This window comes from Acinetobacter sp. GRABPA_MV_2, from assembly GCF_056725885.1.
On record NZ_JBWZNA010000016.1, the window covers coordinates 60018 to 76820 of the forward strand.

The 16803-nt window shown below is 40.7% G+C and carries 21 protein-coding genes; 20 read left to right on the forward strand and 1 reads right to left on the reverse strand.

The features are described 5' to 3' along the window. Window positions 1–21 precede the first annotated feature (21 nt). The 17 genes from ACXM0J_RS13975 to ACXM0J_RS14055 all read left to right on the forward strand — a co-directional run bounded on the left by ACXM0J_RS13975 (window position 22) and on the right by ACXM0J_RS14055 (window position 14050). On the forward strand, window positions 22–537 hold the full coding sequence (locus ACXM0J_RS13975; RefSeq protein ID WP_086264456.1) for a DUF2280 domain-containing protein: 516 nt from the start codon (window positions 22–24) through the stop codon (window positions 535–537). Continuing rightward, window positions 534–2189: a terminase large subunit gene (locus ACXM0J_RS13980; protein WP_086264457.1), complete on the forward strand. Its 1656-nt coding sequence runs from the start codon at window positions 534–536 to the stop codon at window positions 2187–2189. Before ACXM0J_RS13975 ends, ACXM0J_RS13980 begins: the two co-directional genes overlap by 4 nt. Before the next feature lie 11 nt (window positions 2190–2200). Then, entirely contained in the window at window positions 2201–3616 is a 1416-nt protein-coding gene (locus tag ACXM0J_RS13985) for a DUF1073 domain-containing protein (RefSeq protein ID WP_086264458.1), read from the forward strand. Next, on the forward strand, window positions 3576–4262 hold the full coding sequence (locus tag ACXM0J_RS13990) for a phage head morphogenesis protein (protein ID WP_235823106.1): 687 nt from the start codon (window positions 3576–3578) through the stop codon (window positions 4260–4262). The genes ACXM0J_RS13985 and ACXM0J_RS13990 overlap by 41 nt, the downstream gene beginning before the upstream one ends. Window positions 4263–4308: 46 nt before the next feature. After that, a complete protein-coding gene (locus ACXM0J_RS13995) occupies window positions 4309–5634 on the forward strand; it encodes a DUF2213 domain-containing protein (protein ID WP_086264460.1) in 1326 nt (441 codons plus the stop codon). Window positions 5635–5647: 13 nt separating this feature from the next. Next, window positions 5648–6136, forward strand: coding sequence for a structural cement protein Gp24 (locus ACXM0J_RS14000; protein ID WP_086264461.1), 489 nt, complete (start codon window positions 5648–5650; stop codon window positions 6134–6136). Window positions 6137–6198: 62 nt separating this feature from the next. Further along, window positions 6199–7227, forward strand: coding sequence for a DUF2184 domain-containing protein (locus ACXM0J_RS14005; protein WP_033848431.1), 1029 nt, complete (start codon window positions 6199–6201; stop codon window positions 7225–7227). 11 nt (window positions 7228–7238) lie between these two features. Next, complete coding sequence (locus ACXM0J_RS14010; RefSeq protein WP_086264462.1) at window positions 7239–7637, forward strand: STY1053 family phage-associated protein; 399 nt, start codon at window positions 7239–7241, stop codon at window positions 7635–7637. Window positions 7638–7639: 2 nt separating this feature from the next. Next, a complete protein-coding gene (locus ACXM0J_RS14015; RefSeq protein ID WP_086264463.1) occupies window positions 7640–8023 on the forward strand; it encodes a DUF4054 domain-containing protein in 384 nt (127 codons plus the stop codon). Further along, entirely contained in the window at window positions 8020–8499 is a 480-nt protein-coding gene (locus ACXM0J_RS14020; RefSeq protein WP_086264464.1) for a phage virion morphogenesis protein, read from the forward strand. Before ACXM0J_RS14015 ends, ACXM0J_RS14020 begins: the two co-directional genes overlap by 4 nt. Further along, on the forward strand, window positions 8500–8871 hold the full coding sequence (locus ACXM0J_RS14025; RefSeq protein WP_033848441.1) for a hypothetical protein: 372 nt from the start codon (window positions 8500–8502) through the stop codon (window positions 8869–8871). A gap of 3 nt (window positions 8872–8874) precedes the next feature. After that, on the forward strand, window positions 8875–9414 hold the full coding sequence (locus tag ACXM0J_RS14030) for a phage neck terminator protein (protein WP_086264465.1): 540 nt from the start codon (window positions 8875–8877) through the stop codon (window positions 9412–9414). 8 nt (window positions 9415–9422) lie between these two features. Further along, window positions 9423–10898, forward strand: a complete 1476-nt coding sequence (locus ACXM0J_RS14035) for a DUF3383 domain-containing protein (RefSeq protein WP_086264466.1) — start codon at window positions 9423–9425, stop codon at window positions 10896–10898. A 15-nt stretch (window positions 10899–10913) separates the two neighbouring features. Beyond that, entirely contained in the window at window positions 10914–11357 is a 444-nt protein-coding gene (locus tag ACXM0J_RS14040; RefSeq protein ID WP_086264467.1) for a phage structural protein, read from the forward strand. After that, window positions 11357–11821, forward strand: coding sequence for a phage tail assembly chaperone (locus ACXM0J_RS14045; protein ID WP_068523664.1), 465 nt, complete (start codon window positions 11357–11359; stop codon window positions 11819–11821). The genes ACXM0J_RS14040 and ACXM0J_RS14045 overlap by 1 nt, the downstream gene beginning before the upstream one ends. A 5-nt stretch (window positions 11822–11826) precedes the next feature. Further along, window positions 11827–12009 (forward strand): DUF6889 family protein, encoded by a 183-nt coding sequence (locus tag ACXM0J_RS14050; protein WP_016802831.1) that lies wholly within the window; start codon window positions 11827–11829, stop codon window positions 12007–12009. 7 nt (window positions 12010–12016) lie between these two features. After that, window positions 12017–14050 (forward strand): cell wall hydrolase, encoded by a 2034-nt coding sequence (locus tag ACXM0J_RS14055; RefSeq protein ID WP_086264468.1) that lies wholly within the window; start codon window positions 12017–12019, stop codon window positions 14048–14050. On the opposite strand, the gene ACXM0J_RS14060 is transcribed toward ACXM0J_RS14055, so the two are convergent. After that, window positions 14040–14390, reverse strand: a complete 351-nt coding sequence (locus tag ACXM0J_RS14060) for a lysozyme inhibitor LprI family protein (protein ID WP_086264469.1) — start codon at window positions 14388–14390, stop codon at window positions 14040–14042. The genes ACXM0J_RS14055 and ACXM0J_RS14060 overlap by 11 nt on opposite strands. 58 nt (window positions 14391–14448) lie before the next feature. Here ACXM0J_RS14060 and ACXM0J_RS14065 point away from each other — a divergent pair, with 58 nt between their 5' ends. Genes ACXM0J_RS14065 through ACXM0J_RS14075 form a run of 3 tightly spaced genes read left to right on the forward strand, consistent with a single transcriptional unit; the run spans window position 14449 to window position 16770 of the window. Next, complete coding sequence (locus ACXM0J_RS14065) at window positions 14449–14838, forward strand: hypothetical protein (RefSeq protein WP_086264470.1); 390 nt, start codon at window positions 14449–14451, stop codon at window positions 14836–14838. Window positions 14839–14871: 33 nt separating this feature from the next. After that, window positions 14872–16044: an AAA family ATPase gene (locus ACXM0J_RS14070; protein ID WP_086264471.1), complete on the forward strand. Its 1173-nt coding sequence runs from the start codon at window positions 14872–14874 to the stop codon at window positions 16042–16044. A 3-nt stretch (window positions 16045–16047) separates the two neighbouring features. Further along, window positions 16048–16770, forward strand: a complete 723-nt coding sequence (locus ACXM0J_RS14075) for an HNH endonuclease (RefSeq protein WP_086264472.1) — start codon at window positions 16048–16050, stop codon at window positions 16768–16770. Window positions 16771–16803 lie beyond the last annotated feature (33 nt).

Genomic DNA, 16803 nt, shown 5'->3' on the forward strand with positions numbered 1-16803 from the left:
TACTTGGACGGATAGAGATAAATGGCAAGGCTAAATAAACGGGTAAAACTCTATATAGTACGGTCACTTGCTACCTATGAGACACCCTCGGAAACAGCGAAGGGCGTCCAAGAAGAATTTGGTATTACCGTCACTAAACAGCAGTGTGAAGCATACGACCCAACAAAGAAAACTGGGCAGGATTTAAGCGAAGAATTTAAAACAGAGTTCTTCAAAGTCCGTAAGGAAATGAATGACAATCTCAGCGCAATTCCCATCGCTAATATTGCCTACCGCCTCAAGCGTCTACAACGATTCATCGACCATGAACAATTCAAAGATAACCCGGTATTAGTGCCGAGCTTAATGGAGCAGGCAGCTAAAGAGGTCGGTGGGCTTTATACCAATCGTAAGGAAATAACAGGGGCAGGCGGTGGACCAGTTAAAACGGAAAATACTGAGAAGCCGCCAGAAGCAAGGCCAGTATTTACACCTGAAGAACTTAAGGATTTAACCCCACAAGAGTTATCCCGTTTGGCAATTAATGGAAAGCTATGACATACGCATTAGATGAAATAGCCCCTTTAATTAAAGAGTGGACTATTAACGTGCGCCTGCCTGAAGTAATGACTGAGATGACACGGCGTTATTACTACAAGGCTGCAATCGAGCAAAACGAATTAAGCATTCAAGCCGAGGTATACAAGTGCCGTAAAGATCCAGTCCATTGGTTTAACAATTGGATTTGGACATATGACCCTCGTGGTATGGCATTTGGTTTGCCTGCCAACATTCCTTTTGTATTGAGACCTAAACAGGTTGAGCTTGTGGCGTGGCTAGAGGAACGTGAAAGCACTCAAACACACGGACTAATTGAAAAGTCCCGTGATGAGGGGATGAGCTACGTTGTACTGGGCTTTTTCTTGCATCGTTGGTTATTCGTTGAAGGTTTTGCGGGTGGTGTTGGTAGTCGTAAGGAAGAGTTAGTAGATAAGAAGGGCGATCCTAAAACTCTATTTCACAAATTCCGCGACATGTTCAGCAAAATGCCCCAATGGTTGAAGCCAAAGGGCTTTGTCGAGAAAGTGCATGATAACTACATGCGCATCATTAACCCGGATAACGGCGCAACAATTACCGGTGAGGCTGGCGACAATATTGGCCGTGGTGGACGTACCACGATGTATTTTTTGGATGAATGGGCATTCGTAGAACGGCAAGAAGCTGTTGATGCTGCTATCTCGCAAAATACAAACGTTCATATCAAAGGATCCACTCCTAACGGTATCGGTGATCGATTCCATCAGGATCGTTTTAGCGGACGTTACGCCGTCTTTACTATGCCTTGGCGAGCTAACCCGGATAAGAACTGGACCGTAAACTACAACGGAAAAGTTATTTACCCATGGTATGAAAAGCAGCTGGCCACTTTAGATGATGTGGTCCTCGCTCAAGAGGTCGATATTAACTACGCCGCCTCAGTTGAAGGTGTCTTGATTCCTTCAGCTTGGGTTCAATCAGCAATAGATGCACATACAAAGCTGAAGATAGAGCCTACAGGTGATCGTATAGCTGGTTTAGACGTTGCTGATGAGGGCCGTGATAAGAACTCTTTAGCTGGGCGACATGGCATAGTTCTGGAGTACATACAGTCATGGTCTGGTAAGGGAGATGATATTTTCTATACCACTCAAAAGAGCATGGATATTTGCATAGAACGTAAATACCTCACAATGTTCTATGATGCAGATGGCCTAGGCGCTGGCGTGCGAGGAGATGCAAGGGTTATCAATGAGCAGCAACGAGAAAAGGGCTGGGATGAAGTAACAGTTGAGCCTTTCCGTGGATCCGGTGCGGTTAATGATCCAGAGGGTGAAATGGTAGAGAAGCGACTTAATAAAGACTTCTTTGCAAATTTGAAAGCTCAGTCTTGGTGGTGGTTGCGTCTCCTTTTCCAAAACACCTACCGCGCTTTAAATGGTATGGAATATGACCCCGATATGCTTATTTCCATTTCTAGTGAGATAGAAGAAAAAGAGCGTACCAAGCTCCTTATGGAACTATCGCAACCCACTTATACAAAAAATGCCGTTGGCAAAATCCTTGTAAATAAACAACCAGATGGAACTATGTCACCTAACAGTGCCGATTCCGTCATGATCTGTTTTAACCCTACTAATTCCGATATCAACATCTGGAATAAGCTGTAAAGAGTCTATCTATGGGATTATTAAAATATACTGCTGATAGTTTTCAAAACTTTGCGGCACGCCTAGGCTTGGGCGCTGGAAGCCAACATGACCAGTCAACTTACGGTTTCGATTTTTTAAGTCGTGACCGGGTAAAGCTGGAGGTAATGTATCGATCGTCTTGGGTGGTTGGTCAGGTTGTTGATGTGGTCGCTGAGGATATGACCCGTGAGGGTGTAAATATTCGAGGCTTAGAAGATCCAAGCGATGCGATAAAGATCAATTCTGTAATGGATCAGCTAGAAATTTGGGACAGATTGAGCGATACGATCAAATGGGGCCGTTTATATGGCGGTGCTATTGCTGTGATGTTGATTGATGGTCAAAACGTTGGTACGCCGTTAAATATCGACACTATCGGCAAAGATCAATTTAAGGGCTTGTTAGTTCTGGATCGATGGCTTGTTACACCAACCCTTACAGATCTTGTCACCGATTTTGGCGTTGATTTTGGTAAGCCTAAATACTATGACGTGGTTGCTGATTCCTTTGGCTTAAGTGGTATGCGTATTCACCATAGCCGTGTTATCCGTCTCGATGGTGTGAACTTACCTTATTGGCAACGTATAGCCGAAAACCTATGGGGCATTTCAGTAATTGAGCGCTTGTTTGATCGTCTTACTGCTTTTGATAGTACCTCTATGGGTGTGGCTCAATTGGTCTATAAGGCCCATTTAAGGACCTATAAAGTAAAAGGGCTTAGATCAATCATTGCTGCTGGCGGTAAAGCATTTGAAGCACTTGTAAAACAGATTGAACATATTCGCTTATGGCAATCCAATGAAGGTATGACCCTCATGGATGCTGAAGATGAATTTGAGACACATCAATATTCTTTCTCAGGATTAGATGCCGTTTTACTTCAATTTGGGCAGCAGCTCTCAGGTGCCTCTCAGATCCCGTTAGTCCGCTTATTTGGACAATCACCAGCTGGCTTAAATGCTACTGGTGAATCAGACCTTTCCAACTATTACGACAACATCAACCAGCAGCAAGAGCGCCGTTTACGCACACCACTCCATAAGCTAATCAGAATTATTTCCTTATCCACTTTAGGTAAAGATGTGCCTGAGGGGTTTGAATTTGATTTTAAATCTCTATGGCAAATTGATGATTCGGCTAAAGCTGAAATTGCTGACAAGGTTACAAGCGCAGTCTGTAAAGCTGAGGAACAAGGCTTGATTTCGCGTCAAACTGCAATGAAGGAACTCCGCCAGAGCAGTGAAACAACTGGTATTTATTCCAATATCAGTGATGAGGAAATTAAAGACGCAGAGGATGATCCACCCCGACCAAGTGAGTTAGATGATGGAGAGATTACGCCACACACCGAACCGAGCGAGAAAGGTGGAGATCCGCTACGGGAGCCAGTTACGGAAGATAGCTAGCTATATCGACACTCTTGTTAAGGGCTTCGATGTAGTTGACCCAACTGTTTATCCTTCAATAGTGACTGCATTACGCCGTTATGCTGAAACATTAGACCTTTGGGCGCACAATGCGGCTGGAAACATACTTATGGATGTGGCACTGCGTGATGAGAAAACTTGGCTTATTTACGCTCAAGACTTATCAAAAGGTGTTAAGGACCAGATCCGCAATACTGATATAGGTGCTACATATCAACAACTATTAGCCCAACAGGTCAGGCTCATTAAATCCTTGCCATTAGAAGCAGCACAGCGTGTACATGATCTTTCTACACGTGCTTTGATAGAAAGCGGCCGAGCAAGTGAAATCTCAAGCTTAATTATGGCTACGGGCCGAGTAACTAAGGCACGTGCAAACACCATTGCTAGAACAGAAGTGTCTCGAGCCGCTTCAGTATTTACACAAGCACGTGCTGAGGCTTTGGGAAGTGAGGGGTATATTTGGCGAACTTCTGAAGATAGTGACGTGAGACAAAGCCATAGAGAGATGAATGGAAAATTTGTCTCATGGGATAAGCCTCCAACTTTAGATCGACTCACTGGACATGCTGGATGTTTACCTAATTGCCGGTGTTATCCAGAACCAGTGATACCAGAATTTTGAGCCGCCATTACAGGCGGTTTTTTAATGCCTGCAAAAAAGGTGATTCATGTTTAAAAGCAAAAAGACTAAAGATCAAAAAACAGTGGATCGGTCAGAGATCTACACCACTGGACAAATTGGACGGACCCGCGAGATAACACCAGAAGGTTATTTACTTTGTCGTGATGTTCCTGTCGCACGTATTGGCACGTTGATGTATGGGGAGGGTGAAGTTCCTGTTACGGCAGATAATACAGGCCTAATACTAATTCAGCGTGGTGAGTCTGTTCTATTCGATCCAAAAACAATAGCTTCCTTTGAGGGTAAGCCAGTTACAGACGATCATCCAGATGATTGGGTTACTCCTGATAATTGGAAAGAGTTATCCAAAGGGTTTGGAAAAGATGTACGCCGTGGAGATGGTGTAAATGCCGACTTTTTGATGGCTGATCTATTAATAACAGATAAAGATACCATTCAGGCTGTAATGGATGGAAAGGTCGAAATTTCTCTTGGATACGATGCTGACTATATTGAAGTCAGCGTCGGTAAGGGGATGCAGAGCAATATTATGGGAAACCATTTTGCATTAGTGAAAAAAGGGCGTTGCGGTTCTCGCTGCTCTATAGGAGATAGCTTTATGGCTAATAAAGTAGTTAAGAAAAAGCGTACAAGTATCGGTGATCGTATTCGCCAGTTGATTTTTACTCGAGATGCAGACGAAGCTGAAAAAATTGCTAAAGCTGTAGAAGATGAAGAGCTCGAAATCCCTAGAGAGGATGAAGAGACTGGCGAAGAGGATGACGGTAAAACTAGCGATGCCCTCAGTCTTCAAATTCTAAAAAAGCTAAACACTATGGATGCTCGATTAGATAAATTGGAAAAGAAAAAAACCAAAGATTCCGAAAACGAAGAAACCGAAGACGATGACGAGGGCGAAGACGGGAAAGAAACCAAAGACGATATTTTGGAAGCTGAAGAAGCTGCAAAATTATCTGAAAATGGTGTTCAGTCTTACACCGGGGATTCCCTTCAAGAGATTCGCTCCCGTGCTGAAATCCTTGTGCCGGGTATTAGCTTACCAACCATGGATGCCAAAACAGCAGACGTTGGCAAAGTCGCTTTAGGTGTTAAACGTACTGCGCTTAAACAAGCGTATCAGGACCCAAAGGCAAAGCAGACAATTGATTTATTCACTAGTGGAAAATCTGATTTTGATGCTATGCCACAAGCAACAATTGACGCGGCTTTTACTGGAGCTGCTGAGTTAATCAAATCACAAAACAATGCCAAGGGATTCCGTTCAGGTGTTTCAACTAAAGACTTTGGCCGTCAACCATTAACAATTGACCAGATCAATGAGCGTAACCGCGCTTACTGGAACAAAAAATAAGGATTAATTAATTATGGGTAATGCTTATCTATATCGTATGCCATCAGGCATTCCGGGTGATGTGTCTCGTAAATCGCACTCAACTATTGAGTCACACCCTATTGGCTCTCAATTTGCTGCATTTGGTTTGTTCGGGAAGATTGACCCAGCTACAGGTAAATTTGTGGCTTTAGAGGCTGCTGATACCGTAGCTAAAATTTACGGTCTTTTGGTGCGCGCTTATCCAACACAGACAGCACAGAACGAGCTGGGCAAAGCTGTGCCTTTGGCAACTGGTATTACTGATGTTCTGCGCCGTGGTTATATGACGGTTAAATGTAATGCTGGAACAGCCACTAAAGGCGGTACTGTATACGTGCGTATCGGAGCTGGTACAGAAGCTAAGCCAGTTGGTGGTATTGAGGCTGTGGCTGATGGGGCAAATTCAATTGCATTACCAAGTGCAATGTTTATGCATGCCGCAGATGCTCAAGGCAATGTAGAAATTTCATACAACATCTAAAAATCTAAATTAAGACACGGCTCGCTATAGGCGGGTTTTTTTGTGTCTGGAGAAAACACGATATGAGTAAATTACTCTTAGCTACAAACATGGCAGCAGCTGTAGCATTGGGAACAACAGCAATGCCGGTACGTGCGCGGACGCGTGACCAGATGATGACATTTGATGCACGTACTGTTGATAGTACTGGCTCATTCTTAGTTGGGGAATTGGAGCGTTTAGACCAAACGATTCATGATCCATTGGCTGATGTTACATGGTCACGCGATATTGATTTGCGCTCAGACGTATCTATTGCGGATGAAACATCATCATTTACTAATAGTGCCTTTGCTGCTGCTGGCGGGCCTTCTCCGGGTGGTAAAGCTTGGGTAGGTAAAGATGCGGATGCTATTCAAGGTATTGCGTTGGATATTGGTAAAACCGCACAGCCTTTAACACTTTGGGCTATGCAAATTGGTTGGACCATTCCAGAGCTGGAGTCAGCTATCAAAGTGGGCCGCCCAGTTGATACTCAAAAATATTCAGGTCTATTGTTAAAACACAATATGGATGTAGATGAGCAGGTCTATATCGGTGACAGTATGCTTGGTGTTGAGGGGCTGCTTAACTCGTCAAAAGTGGGAGCTACAAACGTTGGCACCTCATGGGCAACAGCTACCGTTCAAGAAATTCTTGATGATGTAAACCTTATCCTGAATAACGCATGGATCGCATCGGCATTTGCAGTCGTGCCTGATAAGTTGCTATTGCCGCCAGTTCAATTTGGCTACCTTGTTTCACGTGTAGTTTCTGATGCAGGCAATATCTCAATCCTTGAGTACTTGAAGCTTAATTCACTATGTAATGCCAAAAATGGCCGTCCTTTAGATATTCAACCTTCTAAATGGTGTGTTGGTCGTGGAGCTGGTGGTACAGACCGTATGCTTGCTTATACACAAGCACAGCATCGTGTTCGCTTCCCAATGGTGCCTTTACAGCGCACTCCTATTGAATATCGCGATTTACGTCAATTGACTACCTATTTTGGTCGTCTTGGTGTTGTTGAGTGGGTTTACCCGGAAACAGCGTATTACGGTGATGGGCTATAAGGATCTAGACAATGAGTAAAAAAGTACAAATTCTGCTTTCAAAACAATTGACCGTGAATCTAGGTAAAGATGAAAACGGTAATCCACAAACTCTGAAGCTAGAAGCTGGTTTGCAAGAAGTTGATCAAGCAATTGCTGATCATTGGTTTGTAAAAGCCCACGCTCAGGAAATTCCTTCAAATGCGGCATACACCAATGAGCTTGAAGGCTTGATCAAGGAAAAGGATGACGAAATTGCAGCAATGCAAATTCAACTTGATAAAGCCACAGAGCAAATTGATAAACATGCTGGTGAGATCAAGGAAAAGGATAAGGAGATTAATGATCTTAACGTCCTTTTGGCTAAAGCTCAGCAAGAACAGTCTTCACCGGACGAGAAAGCTAAAGAACCAGCAGCAAAGGCTAAGTAACCATGTTAGATGAATCAACCTTTCGGCAGAACATGCCTGAGTTTGCGGATACTGCACGGTATCCGTCTAGCCAGTTCAACTTTTATTTGAACTTGGGTAAAAAGCTCTTGCCTGAAGATCGTTGGGTTAATTTCTACGATGAAGGCTTGAGTTTTTTTATTGCTCACTATTTGGCTTTATTTGCCCGTAACGCTGCATTAGCTACGGTTGGTGCTGCTGGTAAGGTTGTAGGAAATGAAACGGCCAAGGCGGTTGATGGTGTTTCTAAATCAATGGATGTTTCAGGGATTCTTTATACTGATGCAGGATATTGGAACCAGACAAGCTACGGCATTCAGTTCTTTATGTTGATCCAGATAGTTGGCGCTGGAGGGTTTCAGCTTTGAGTGTAAAAGTTACAGGGGAAGGATTAGCAGGCATATTTGAGGCTATTCAGGTTCTAACCCAACATGAAGTGTTAATCGGTATTCCACACGGTGAAACTAGATCTGATGCAGATATGACTAATGCGCAGCTTGGGTATTTACATGAAAGTGGATCACCAGCAATGAATTTGCCTGCCCGTCCTTTTCTTGTACCGGGTGTAGAGGCAGTAAACGATCTAACGGCAAAGCAATTAACCAAAGCTGCTGATGAGGGCTTGAAAGGTAATTTGGCTGGAGTTAATAGATTCTTACACATAGCGGGCATGACTGCCCAAAACAGTGTTCGGCACTATATAACGACTGCGGCTTTCACCCCTTTGTCTCAAGCTACCATTAATGCACGTCTCCGGGCTGGTAAAACCAGAACAAAACCATTGATTGATACTGGTCAATTACGTAATTCAATTACTTACGTAATCCGAAAAAAGGGGGAATAGATGCCATTTCTAGATGTATCGGATGTGCTTCAGGATCCTGATTTTATGTCCAGTGGTCTGATTTGTAAGCGAACAGCTGTAATTGTGGGTAGCAATGGTCGTGCTCAAACAACTATCACCAATCACACCTTTAATGCTGTGGTAACAACCAATAATGGTTTTCAGTTAGATCGAAAGCCAGACGGTACCATTATTAAGGGAGCAATCAATATTCATACTCAATTTGTACTTATTCCGGGTGATCAAGATCATCAAGCGGATGAGATTACATGGCAAGGTAAAAACTATATTGTTCATCAAGTTTTATCTAATACGCAGTATGGGAACGGCTTTATTAAAGCTATCTGTATCCTGAAACCAGTCACAGGCTAAATCATGAATACATCCGCAACAGGTGGTTATTTATCACCTGATGGTGGAACTGTGCCTAATGACCAGACTTTAGAAGATATTTTGCAAGAGTTTATCCATTCGATTACGGGTATCGCTGGTGAATATGTTCGCCCTCGCTTTCAAATCATCCCGCCCTCTATACCAGAGGTCGGTACTGATTGGGTAGCGTTCGGAGTTCAAAACCAACTGTCTGACGATGGGCCTTACTTCTCCCAAAATCAGGAAAATCTTAAATCTGTCCGTCACGAAGATTTTGAGGTTTTCCTTTCTTTTTATGGGAACAACGGCCAGCACTTTGCAAAGTTATTTATCGATGGTTGTGCCATTCCACAAAACATATCGCAGCTTAAAGAGCATCAAATCAAATATATCGGAATTGGGCGGGTTACAACCGCGCCTGATCTTATCAATGAACAGTATGTCCACCGTTTTGATGTCGTAGCTAATTTTAGACGTAAGACAGCTAGGACATATCCAATTCTTCCTCTTTTAGACACCTCTGGGATTAATACCCAGACTTAGGAGTAACCATGACATTGTCCACCTCTGATGTTGTTAATGTCTCCATTAGTTTGGCGGCTTTAGCAGCGGGGCCGCGTAGCTTTGGCTCTTTGCTTGTATTGGGGGCTACCGATGGCGTAGTAGATCCAGTTGAGCGTATACGTGAATATTCAGATCCAACGCCAGTAGCATTAGATTTTGGAACTGATGCACCAGAATACAAAGCGGCACAAAAGTACTTTGGGCAAGTGCCTAAACCTCGAGTTTTATATATTGGCCGTTGGGTTAAGGCTGCAAGTTCGGCCGTTTTAAAAGGTGCTGTTCTATCCTCAGCCCAGCGAGATATTGCAAACTTCACAGCTATTTCTGATGGTTCGATGAAAATCACCATTGATGGTGTTGAAAAAATTGTCACTGCATTGAATCTATCAGCCGTGACTAATTTAAATGGTGTAGCTTCAGCATTAACCACAAAGCTCGGTACCGCTTCAGTAACTTGGAACGATGTATACAATCGCTTTGAAATTACATCATTAACCACTGGTACCACATCAACGATTTCTTACGCTATTGCCAATGCAACTGGCACAGATGTTTCGTCATTGATGGGCTTAACAGTTGGTCATGCATCGGTACCAGTGAATGGTTATGCTGCAGAACCTTTAATGGATGCGATTACGTATTTAGCTGACAAATCCCTTAAATGGTATGGATTAGATATCGCTGAGCCAATCTCGGACGCTGATGTTGAGGCAGTAGGAGATTTTATTCTTGCTGCAAATCCACCACGTATTTATGGCCAGACAATTACAAACGCATTAGCTTTGGATGGTACCAGCACAACTGATCTGGCTTATAAACTAAGCAAAGCCAACAATGGCCGAGTATTTACTATCTTTTCTGGTGATACCCCACATGCAGCCGCTTCGGTATTTGGACGAGCTTTTAGCGTCAACTTTAATGGCACAAACACCACCATTACATTGAAGTTTAAACAACTTCCGGGTGTAGAAGCTGAAGACTTGCAAGTCTCACAAGCGAAAGCCTTGAATGCAAAAAACTGCAATGTATTTGCTGGATACAACAATGACACGGCTATTTTACAAGAAGGCGTTATGTGTGATGGCTCATTCATTGATGAGCGTCATGGTCTTGATTGGTTGCAAAACCATTTAGAAACGGCACTGTGGAATCTTTTTTACACTACACCAACCAAAGTTCCACAGCTAGAGAGTGGCGTAAATCGTCAATGTACGGTGCTTGAGCGAGCATTAGAGCAAGCAGTAACGAACGGGCTTATTGGCCCCGGTCAGTGGAATGGTGATTCTTTTGGGGCCTTAGAAACTGGTGACTATCTTCCAAAAGGATATTACGTCTTTGCCAATAGTTTAGATGATCAAGCTCAATCTGAACGTGAGGCGCGTAAATCTCCAGTTTTCCAAATCGCAATCAAATTGGCTGGTGCAACACATTTCTCTGATGTGCTTGTCTCAGTTAACCGCTAATAAGGACAAGAAAATATGTCTACATATTCATTTATGGATACTCAATGCACGCTTGCCAGTGACGATGGGGTAATCGACCTAGGTTACGGTGCGGGCGTTGCAGATGAAGGTATTACCATTGCGATGGCTGGCGATGCTAACACCATGACTATTGGCGCTGATGGTGAAGGGATGCATTCATTAAGTGCCAATAAGTCTGGCACTGTGACTGTACGATTATTAAAAACATCGCCAGTTAATGCCAAGCTCTCCAATCTTTACCACATTCAACGCTCAAGCACGAAAAAGTGGGGTAAGAACACTATCACACTGAACCATACCGGATCTGGTGACAATGCGACCGCCACGAAATGTGCTTTTAAGAAACATGCTGATCTAGCTTATAAGACAGTCGGAGAATTTAACGAGTGGGCTTTTGATGCAATCAAGATCGATCAAAAGTTAGGAGCTTATGACTAATGCAAATTGGTAATCATAATTACGAAATTGGTCGCTTAGATGCTTTTGATCAATTTCACGTATCGCGAAAAATTGCACCGGTTATTCCTACGATTGTTCCTTTCATGACTGAGATTCTGAAAAGCAATGTAATGGATCTCTTAGATAAGTTTGGTGATGATCCGGATAATCCAGATTTAAGCGCTTTAGAGAATTTTGATCTAAATAGTTTTGGTGAAGCAATTCAGCCTTTTATCGATGCATTCGCGAAGATGCCCGAAGAAGATGCTAACTACGTTATGAAAAAGTGCTTATCTGTCGTTACACGCGATGGTGCACGATTAGTAGTTAAAGATGCTTTGATGTTCGATAACTTAGGTATCGAACACATCCTCCCGCTAACAATTGCAGTGATTCGTATTAACTTGGGAAATTTTATTCAAGGGTTGCTTACTCAGGCATTGAGCAAGAAACAACCCACATAAAATTTATGCATTTACCAGACCACGAAGATTGGCTTTTACGGCCGGTGATTCGTGGTCTTTGTCGTTTTGAGTCTTTAAAAGATGGAACTGTAGATCTAGCTGATATTGCATTGATGAACGATGCATTAGATGTGCAGGCAGATAACCAGCTTTTACTTGAAAGATTTAACGATCAAAAGAAAGGTTGAGATAAACATGAGCGATACAGTTATTCGTGATTTCTTAGTGTCCTTGGGTTTTTCTACGGATAATGAAGGCGCTAGAAAAATGGGCGATGCCCTCAAAGGGGTGGAGCTAAAAGCTACATTACTACATAAAACACTTTTGCTTTTGGCAACAGGTGCAGTTGTGGCAGTAGCAAAGACAGCAAGCGAACTCGATAAGCTGTATTACTCATCTCAACGTATTGGCGCATCTGCATCAAATATTAGAGCCTACGGTGATGCAATCTCACAAATGGGTGGTAATGCTCAAAATGCATTACAGTCGCTTGAGAATGTTTCGCAGAAAATGCGTAATTCACCCGGTTATGAAGGCATGCTAACAGGCATGGGGGTTGCTACCCGTGATGGTAACGGCCAATTACGTGACCGTGTGGAAGTAATGAAAGACCTTTCAAAGACTATGAAAGGCATGGATTACTACCAAGCAAATGCTTACGCAAGTTCACTAGGTATTGATGAAAATACACTTATGGCCATGCGTGATGATAAGTTCATCAGCAACATGGAGAAATACCAGAAATTACGGCAGGACGTTGGTTTAACTGATGAGCTAACTAAATCTGGTACAGAGTTCATGGTCCAGTTCCGTGATATTACGATGACAACTAAGGCCATCACTGAAGTTGTTGTAATGACCGCGGGGCAGGCACTTATACCAATCCTGAAGATGATCAATAACTTTTTGCGAAGTGCTATAGCTTGGTTCGCTGAACTAGATCCACGGTTTAAAGCAATTCTGGCCACAGGGTTAAAGTTTGCTTTGCTCGCCGTCATCTTTGGTGGGTTTATTGGAACAATTGCTAAATTGGCCTCAGTACTGCCAATGTTGAAAGGTCTACTTTTCCTGATCAAGTCGTTACGTTTAGCTTTCTTGGCTTCACCTATCGGTATTGTATTAGCGCTTGCCGCTGCTATTGCTGCATTGTGGGATGACTACCAAACTTGGAAAAATGGTGGTGAAAGCCTTATCGATTGGTCTAAATGGGAAGGTGGAATTGAAACGGCGATTGCCCGCATTAAGGAATTGGCTGAGTTAATCAAAAACCTAAAAGATAAAACTGTAGAGTTTGTCACTAAGGCAATTGATGATCCAGCAGGTACAGCAAAAGAAACTGTTGCAGCAGTAACTGAAGCTGCTAAAACTGGTGCAGCTGCTGTGGTTAATGCAACTCAGACAACAATAAGTAATATTAAGAGCTCAGTTTCTACTGCAAAAAGTGGAAGAGTTTTGCAACTTTCCGAACAGGATATTGTAGATATTATGAAAGTTGCGTCTACTGAAGTAGTAGGTTCTTTGAAAGGTAAGGACTTTGAGAATCAAGCTGCTGGAGTAGTTGATACAATTTTGAATCGAGTGGCTTCTGGAAAGTATGGGGAAGGCGTTAAAGGTGTTGTTAATCAACGCTGGGCATTTTCAGACATTAATGCACCTAGAAAAAGTGCATATGGAAGTGTCGATAAAGTTCCAATGTCAAGAGTGTCTAAGCGTATGGAAAAGTTTGTTCGTGAATATGTTGCCAAACGAGCAGCTGGGCAAGAGTCTATAGTTGGTGAAAATGTCTCTTATGCTAATCCTTATTATTTAAGTGAGGCGAGTAGTTCAACTAAGAAATGGGTTAGAGAGGTGCAGAAACAGGCAATAGAAACGGGACAAGTTTTTGGATCAGGTAAAGCTGTACATGTGCATGGGACACCTACTGCTGATAAGCATAAAATGCCTAAACCTTTTGCCATTTCTTTAGGTGTGAATAGTGCTTTGGGAGCTAATAATTTTTCAAATCTCAGCATTAAAAATATTGCTGTGCCAAATTCAAGTAATCCTTATAAGGATCAGTTGAATTCGGCTAATTCTAGCTCAAAGAATATTACTATTTACCAAACTCATAAAACTGACATGGTGATTAATGAGGCGAATAATCCTAAGGAGACAGCTAGTTTGGTTAAACGTAACAATGAAAATACAATGGTTCAGATGGCTAGAAATGCTAAAGGGCTTATTGGTTAAATAATTCCTTTAAAAATGAGATGCGTTGTTTATAAAGAATAGATTGGCAAGTTAAATCATATTCAACAGTTGCTGGGCTTCCTTGTGTATCCGCAACAACAAAATCACCGCATTGTTTTTCTTTGAAACTTAACCATTGTTTTTGGGCATTATCTAACTCTTCTTTTGCTGAGGTTGTCTCATATGCTTTTTTATAGGTTGCGTTAAGTTGTGTTTTTAAAGCTTTAACTTCTTGGTTTAAACACTTCTGTGCTTCAAATGAAGTTTTAGTTTTAGAGCAATCAGCAAAAGTACTCATACTAAAAAATGTAGTTAAAGTTATTAAAAGTAATCTTTTCATGGATATAATCTGATTTTTAAAAATTAATTAATCTTAAATAAGAAACGGATTATTTTCCATGAAAACTATTACTTGTTTACTAAGTTCTCTTCTAATTTCAGCCGCAGCATTTGCACATGAAAATCCTGACCGTATTGGAAAGTGCTTTGTAGTGGATGGGAAGAATATTACTAAAGGATGTATTGTTTCCTCTGGTGGCGGTGCGGGTGGAATGTATACGCTTCTTACAATTGGTGAGAAAGAATACTTAATTGAAGAGTCAACAATGAATCCTGATAGTGAAGATAGATCTATATCCATGGGTAGTGACTCAGATGAGCTAATGGAAGCTAAAGAGTACTATCGTGATAAAAAGACTAAGAATGAACTTAAAGAGTATAAAGAAGATGCTTGGCTTTGTTATAAGCAAGTGAGTGGCAAGATGGATACTTGCTATAGAACGCGTTAAAATCAAGAAGTTATTTAAATAGGTATTAAACTCATGAGAATTAAAGAGCTTGAAATAGTAAATATTGGGGGAATTCCAAGATTAACTTTAGATAATTTTGATCCAAAAATGAATATCATTTGCGGTCCAAATGGTATTGGAAAAACTACAATCATAGATAGTATCGCCCATATATTTACTCATGGATATTCACAACTATTAAAAAAAAATGTTAATTCGGAAACTGGATCAATAAAATATACACTTCAATTTGAGGACATTGAAGATATCTCTGATACTCTAAATATCGATGTATACAATCCATTAGAACAATGTCGCTTTAATAGTCGTTCAGATCTTTCAAATAAAATTATTCATTTAAAAACGAATAGAACTTTTTATTATGAAAATCTAGGTGCCATTGCTAAGGATGATATTGTAGATATCAGTCGTTCCGCAGAGCTTTCTATGCTTGGTATTCATCATACCTCAACTAAATCATGGTTTATAAATAAGTTTGTATTTGCAAATGTTCCAAATTCCTTAAAACCTGAGCAAATACATAATTTTGAACTTGCCAAAAGTTGTTTCTCAAAATTAAATAAGGAATTTTCTTTCAAAACAGTTGATCCCGATAGTCTTGATATTATTGTTAATACGCCAAGTGGAGATATTATCTATGAGTACTTATCCTCAGGATTCAAATCAATAATATCAATATTATTTGGAATCATTAGAGAAATTGAATTTAGATTTCGTGATAATCGGATTCGAGCAGAAGAGTTTGACGGTATTGTCTTAATCGATGAAATTGAGCTTCATTTACATCCTGAATGGCAAGAACAGGTAAGTAGAATCTTAAAAGATGTATTCAAAAATGCCCAATTCATATTAACCACTCATAGCCCTCATGTTATCCAAACTGCCCTAAAAGGTGAAGTTATTGCATTAGAAAGACTAGGCGATGATGTGCATAAAAGGAATTTAGAAAATCAAGAATATGGATATCTAGGCTGGACCGTTGAAGAGGTTTTAAAATATGTAATGGGAATGGGTTCGTTAAAAACTCCAGAATATATCGAAACCCGTGAATCCTTTATTAATGCATATAAAAAGAATAATTATGAAGTTGCACAAATAGCTTTTAATAAACTTAAAAAAATGCTCCACCCAGAAAATGAATTAATTGAAATTTACAAAATACAACTTCTTAGTCTTGGAGAGTAATCCATGATTAAATTAATAAAAGGTGCAAAACCTGATTATCTTTCTGATGATAAAGTTGCAGAACTAACAACTAAATATTCTGAAACTGAAGAATCAGTATGGAATCATGCAAAAATTAAAGCTCCATTATCTGAAAGTTCTAATGGAAAATGTGCATATTGTGAAACTGTAGTTACTGATCCTGGCATTTATATGGAAGTTGAGCACTTTAAGCATAAAAAAGCATCACCAGAACTTGTAGTGGATTGGGATAATTTATTGCCTTCATGTAAAAGATGTAATGGTACAAAAAGTGCGAAAGATAAATTGATTATTAACCCCTATGTAAATGATCCTAGAACTGAACTATTTTTAGATAAATTTTTAATTTTAGGCAGTACTGTATTAGGTGAAGATACAGAAAATATAATTGATTTAAATGAAGATGATCTTTTAGTAAAAAGATTTAGAATTACATCCATAGCTATTAAAAGCTTAAAAGAAATATATAAGGACTTTCTTGAGTTAGAAAGACTTGATCATCATAAAAGGAGAAGATTCAAAAATATTTTATTGATGGCTCAATCATCAAAACCTTATTCTGCAACAGTTTCTGCAACTATTCATTCTATGGATGAATATCTAGAAATTAAAAATAGATTAATTCATGAAGAGTTATGGACTGAGGAATTGGAAAGATTGCATAAAGCATCACTGGAAATCGCGCTTCCACTGAAAATAAGTTAATAATTTTTAAAAAAACCACTTTCACAAGTGGTT

Bases quoted from the DNA above. Each gene is read 5' to 3' on its own strand.
- ACXM0J_RS13975 (WP_086264456.1), top strand. From the start codon at position 22: ATGGCAAGGCTAAATAAACGGGTAAAACTCTATATAGTACGGTCACTT.
- ACXM0J_RS13980 (WP_086264457.1), top strand. From the start codon at position 534: ATGACATACGCATTAGATGAAATAGCCCCTTTAATTAAAGAGTGGACT.
- ACXM0J_RS13985 (WP_086264458.1), top strand. From the start codon at position 2,201: ATGGGATTATTAAAATATACTGCTGATAGTTTTCAAAACTTTGCGGCA.
- ACXM0J_RS13995 (WP_086264460.1), top strand. From the start codon at position 4,309: ATGTTTAAAAGCAAAAAGACTAAAGATCAAAAAACAGTGGATCGGTCA.
- ACXM0J_RS14000 (WP_086264461.1), top strand. From the start codon at position 5,648: ATGGGTAATGCTTATCTATATCGTATGCCATCAGGCATTCCGGGTGAT.
- ACXM0J_RS14005 (WP_033848431.1), top strand. From the start codon at position 6,199: ATGAGTAAATTACTCTTAGCTACAAACATGGCAGCAGCTGTAGCATTG.
- ACXM0J_RS14010 (WP_086264462.1), top strand. From the start codon at position 7,239: ATGAGTAAAAAAGTACAAATTCTGCTTTCAAAACAATTGACCGTGAAT.
- ACXM0J_RS14015 (WP_086264463.1), top strand. From the start codon at position 7,640: ATGTTAGATGAATCAACCTTTCGGCAGAACATGCCTGAGTTTGCGGAT.
- ACXM0J_RS14025 (WP_033848441.1), top strand. From the start codon at position 8,500: ATGCCATTTCTAGATGTATCGGATGTGCTTCAGGATCCTGATTTTATG.
- ACXM0J_RS14030 (WP_086264465.1), top strand. From the start codon at position 8,875: ATGAATACATCCGCAACAGGTGGTTATTTATCACCTGATGGTGGAACT.
- ACXM0J_RS14035 (WP_086264466.1), top strand. From the start codon at position 9,423: ATGACATTGTCCACCTCTGATGTTGTTAATGTCTCCATTAGTTTGGCG.
- ACXM0J_RS14040 (WP_086264467.1), top strand. From the start codon at position 10,914: ATGTCTACATATTCATTTATGGATACTCAATGCACGCTTGCCAGTGAC.
- ACXM0J_RS14045 (WP_068523664.1), top strand. From the start codon at position 11,357: ATGCAAATTGGTAATCATAATTACGAAATTGGTCGCTTAGATGCTTTT.
- ACXM0J_RS14050 (WP_016802831.1), top strand. From the start codon at position 11,827: ATGCATTTACCAGACCACGAAGATTGGCTTTTACGGCCGGTGATTCGT.
- ACXM0J_RS14055 (WP_086264468.1), top strand. From the start codon at position 12,017: ATGAGCGATACAGTTATTCGTGATTTCTTAGTGTCCTTGGGTTTTTCT.
- ACXM0J_RS14060 (WP_086264469.1), bottom strand. From the start codon at position 14,390: ATGAAAAGATTACTTTTAATAACTTTAACTACATTTTTTAGTATGAGT.
- ACXM0J_RS14065 (WP_086264470.1), top strand. From the start codon at position 14,449: ATGAAAACTATTACTTGTTTACTAAGTTCTCTTCTAATTTCAGCCGCA.
- ACXM0J_RS14070 (WP_086264471.1), top strand. From the start codon at position 14,872: ATGAGAATTAAAGAGCTTGAAATAGTAAATATTGGGGGAATTCCAAGA.
- ACXM0J_RS14075 (WP_086264472.1), top strand. From the start codon at position 16,048: ATGATTAAATTAATAAAAGGTGCAAAACCTGATTATCTTTCTGATGAT.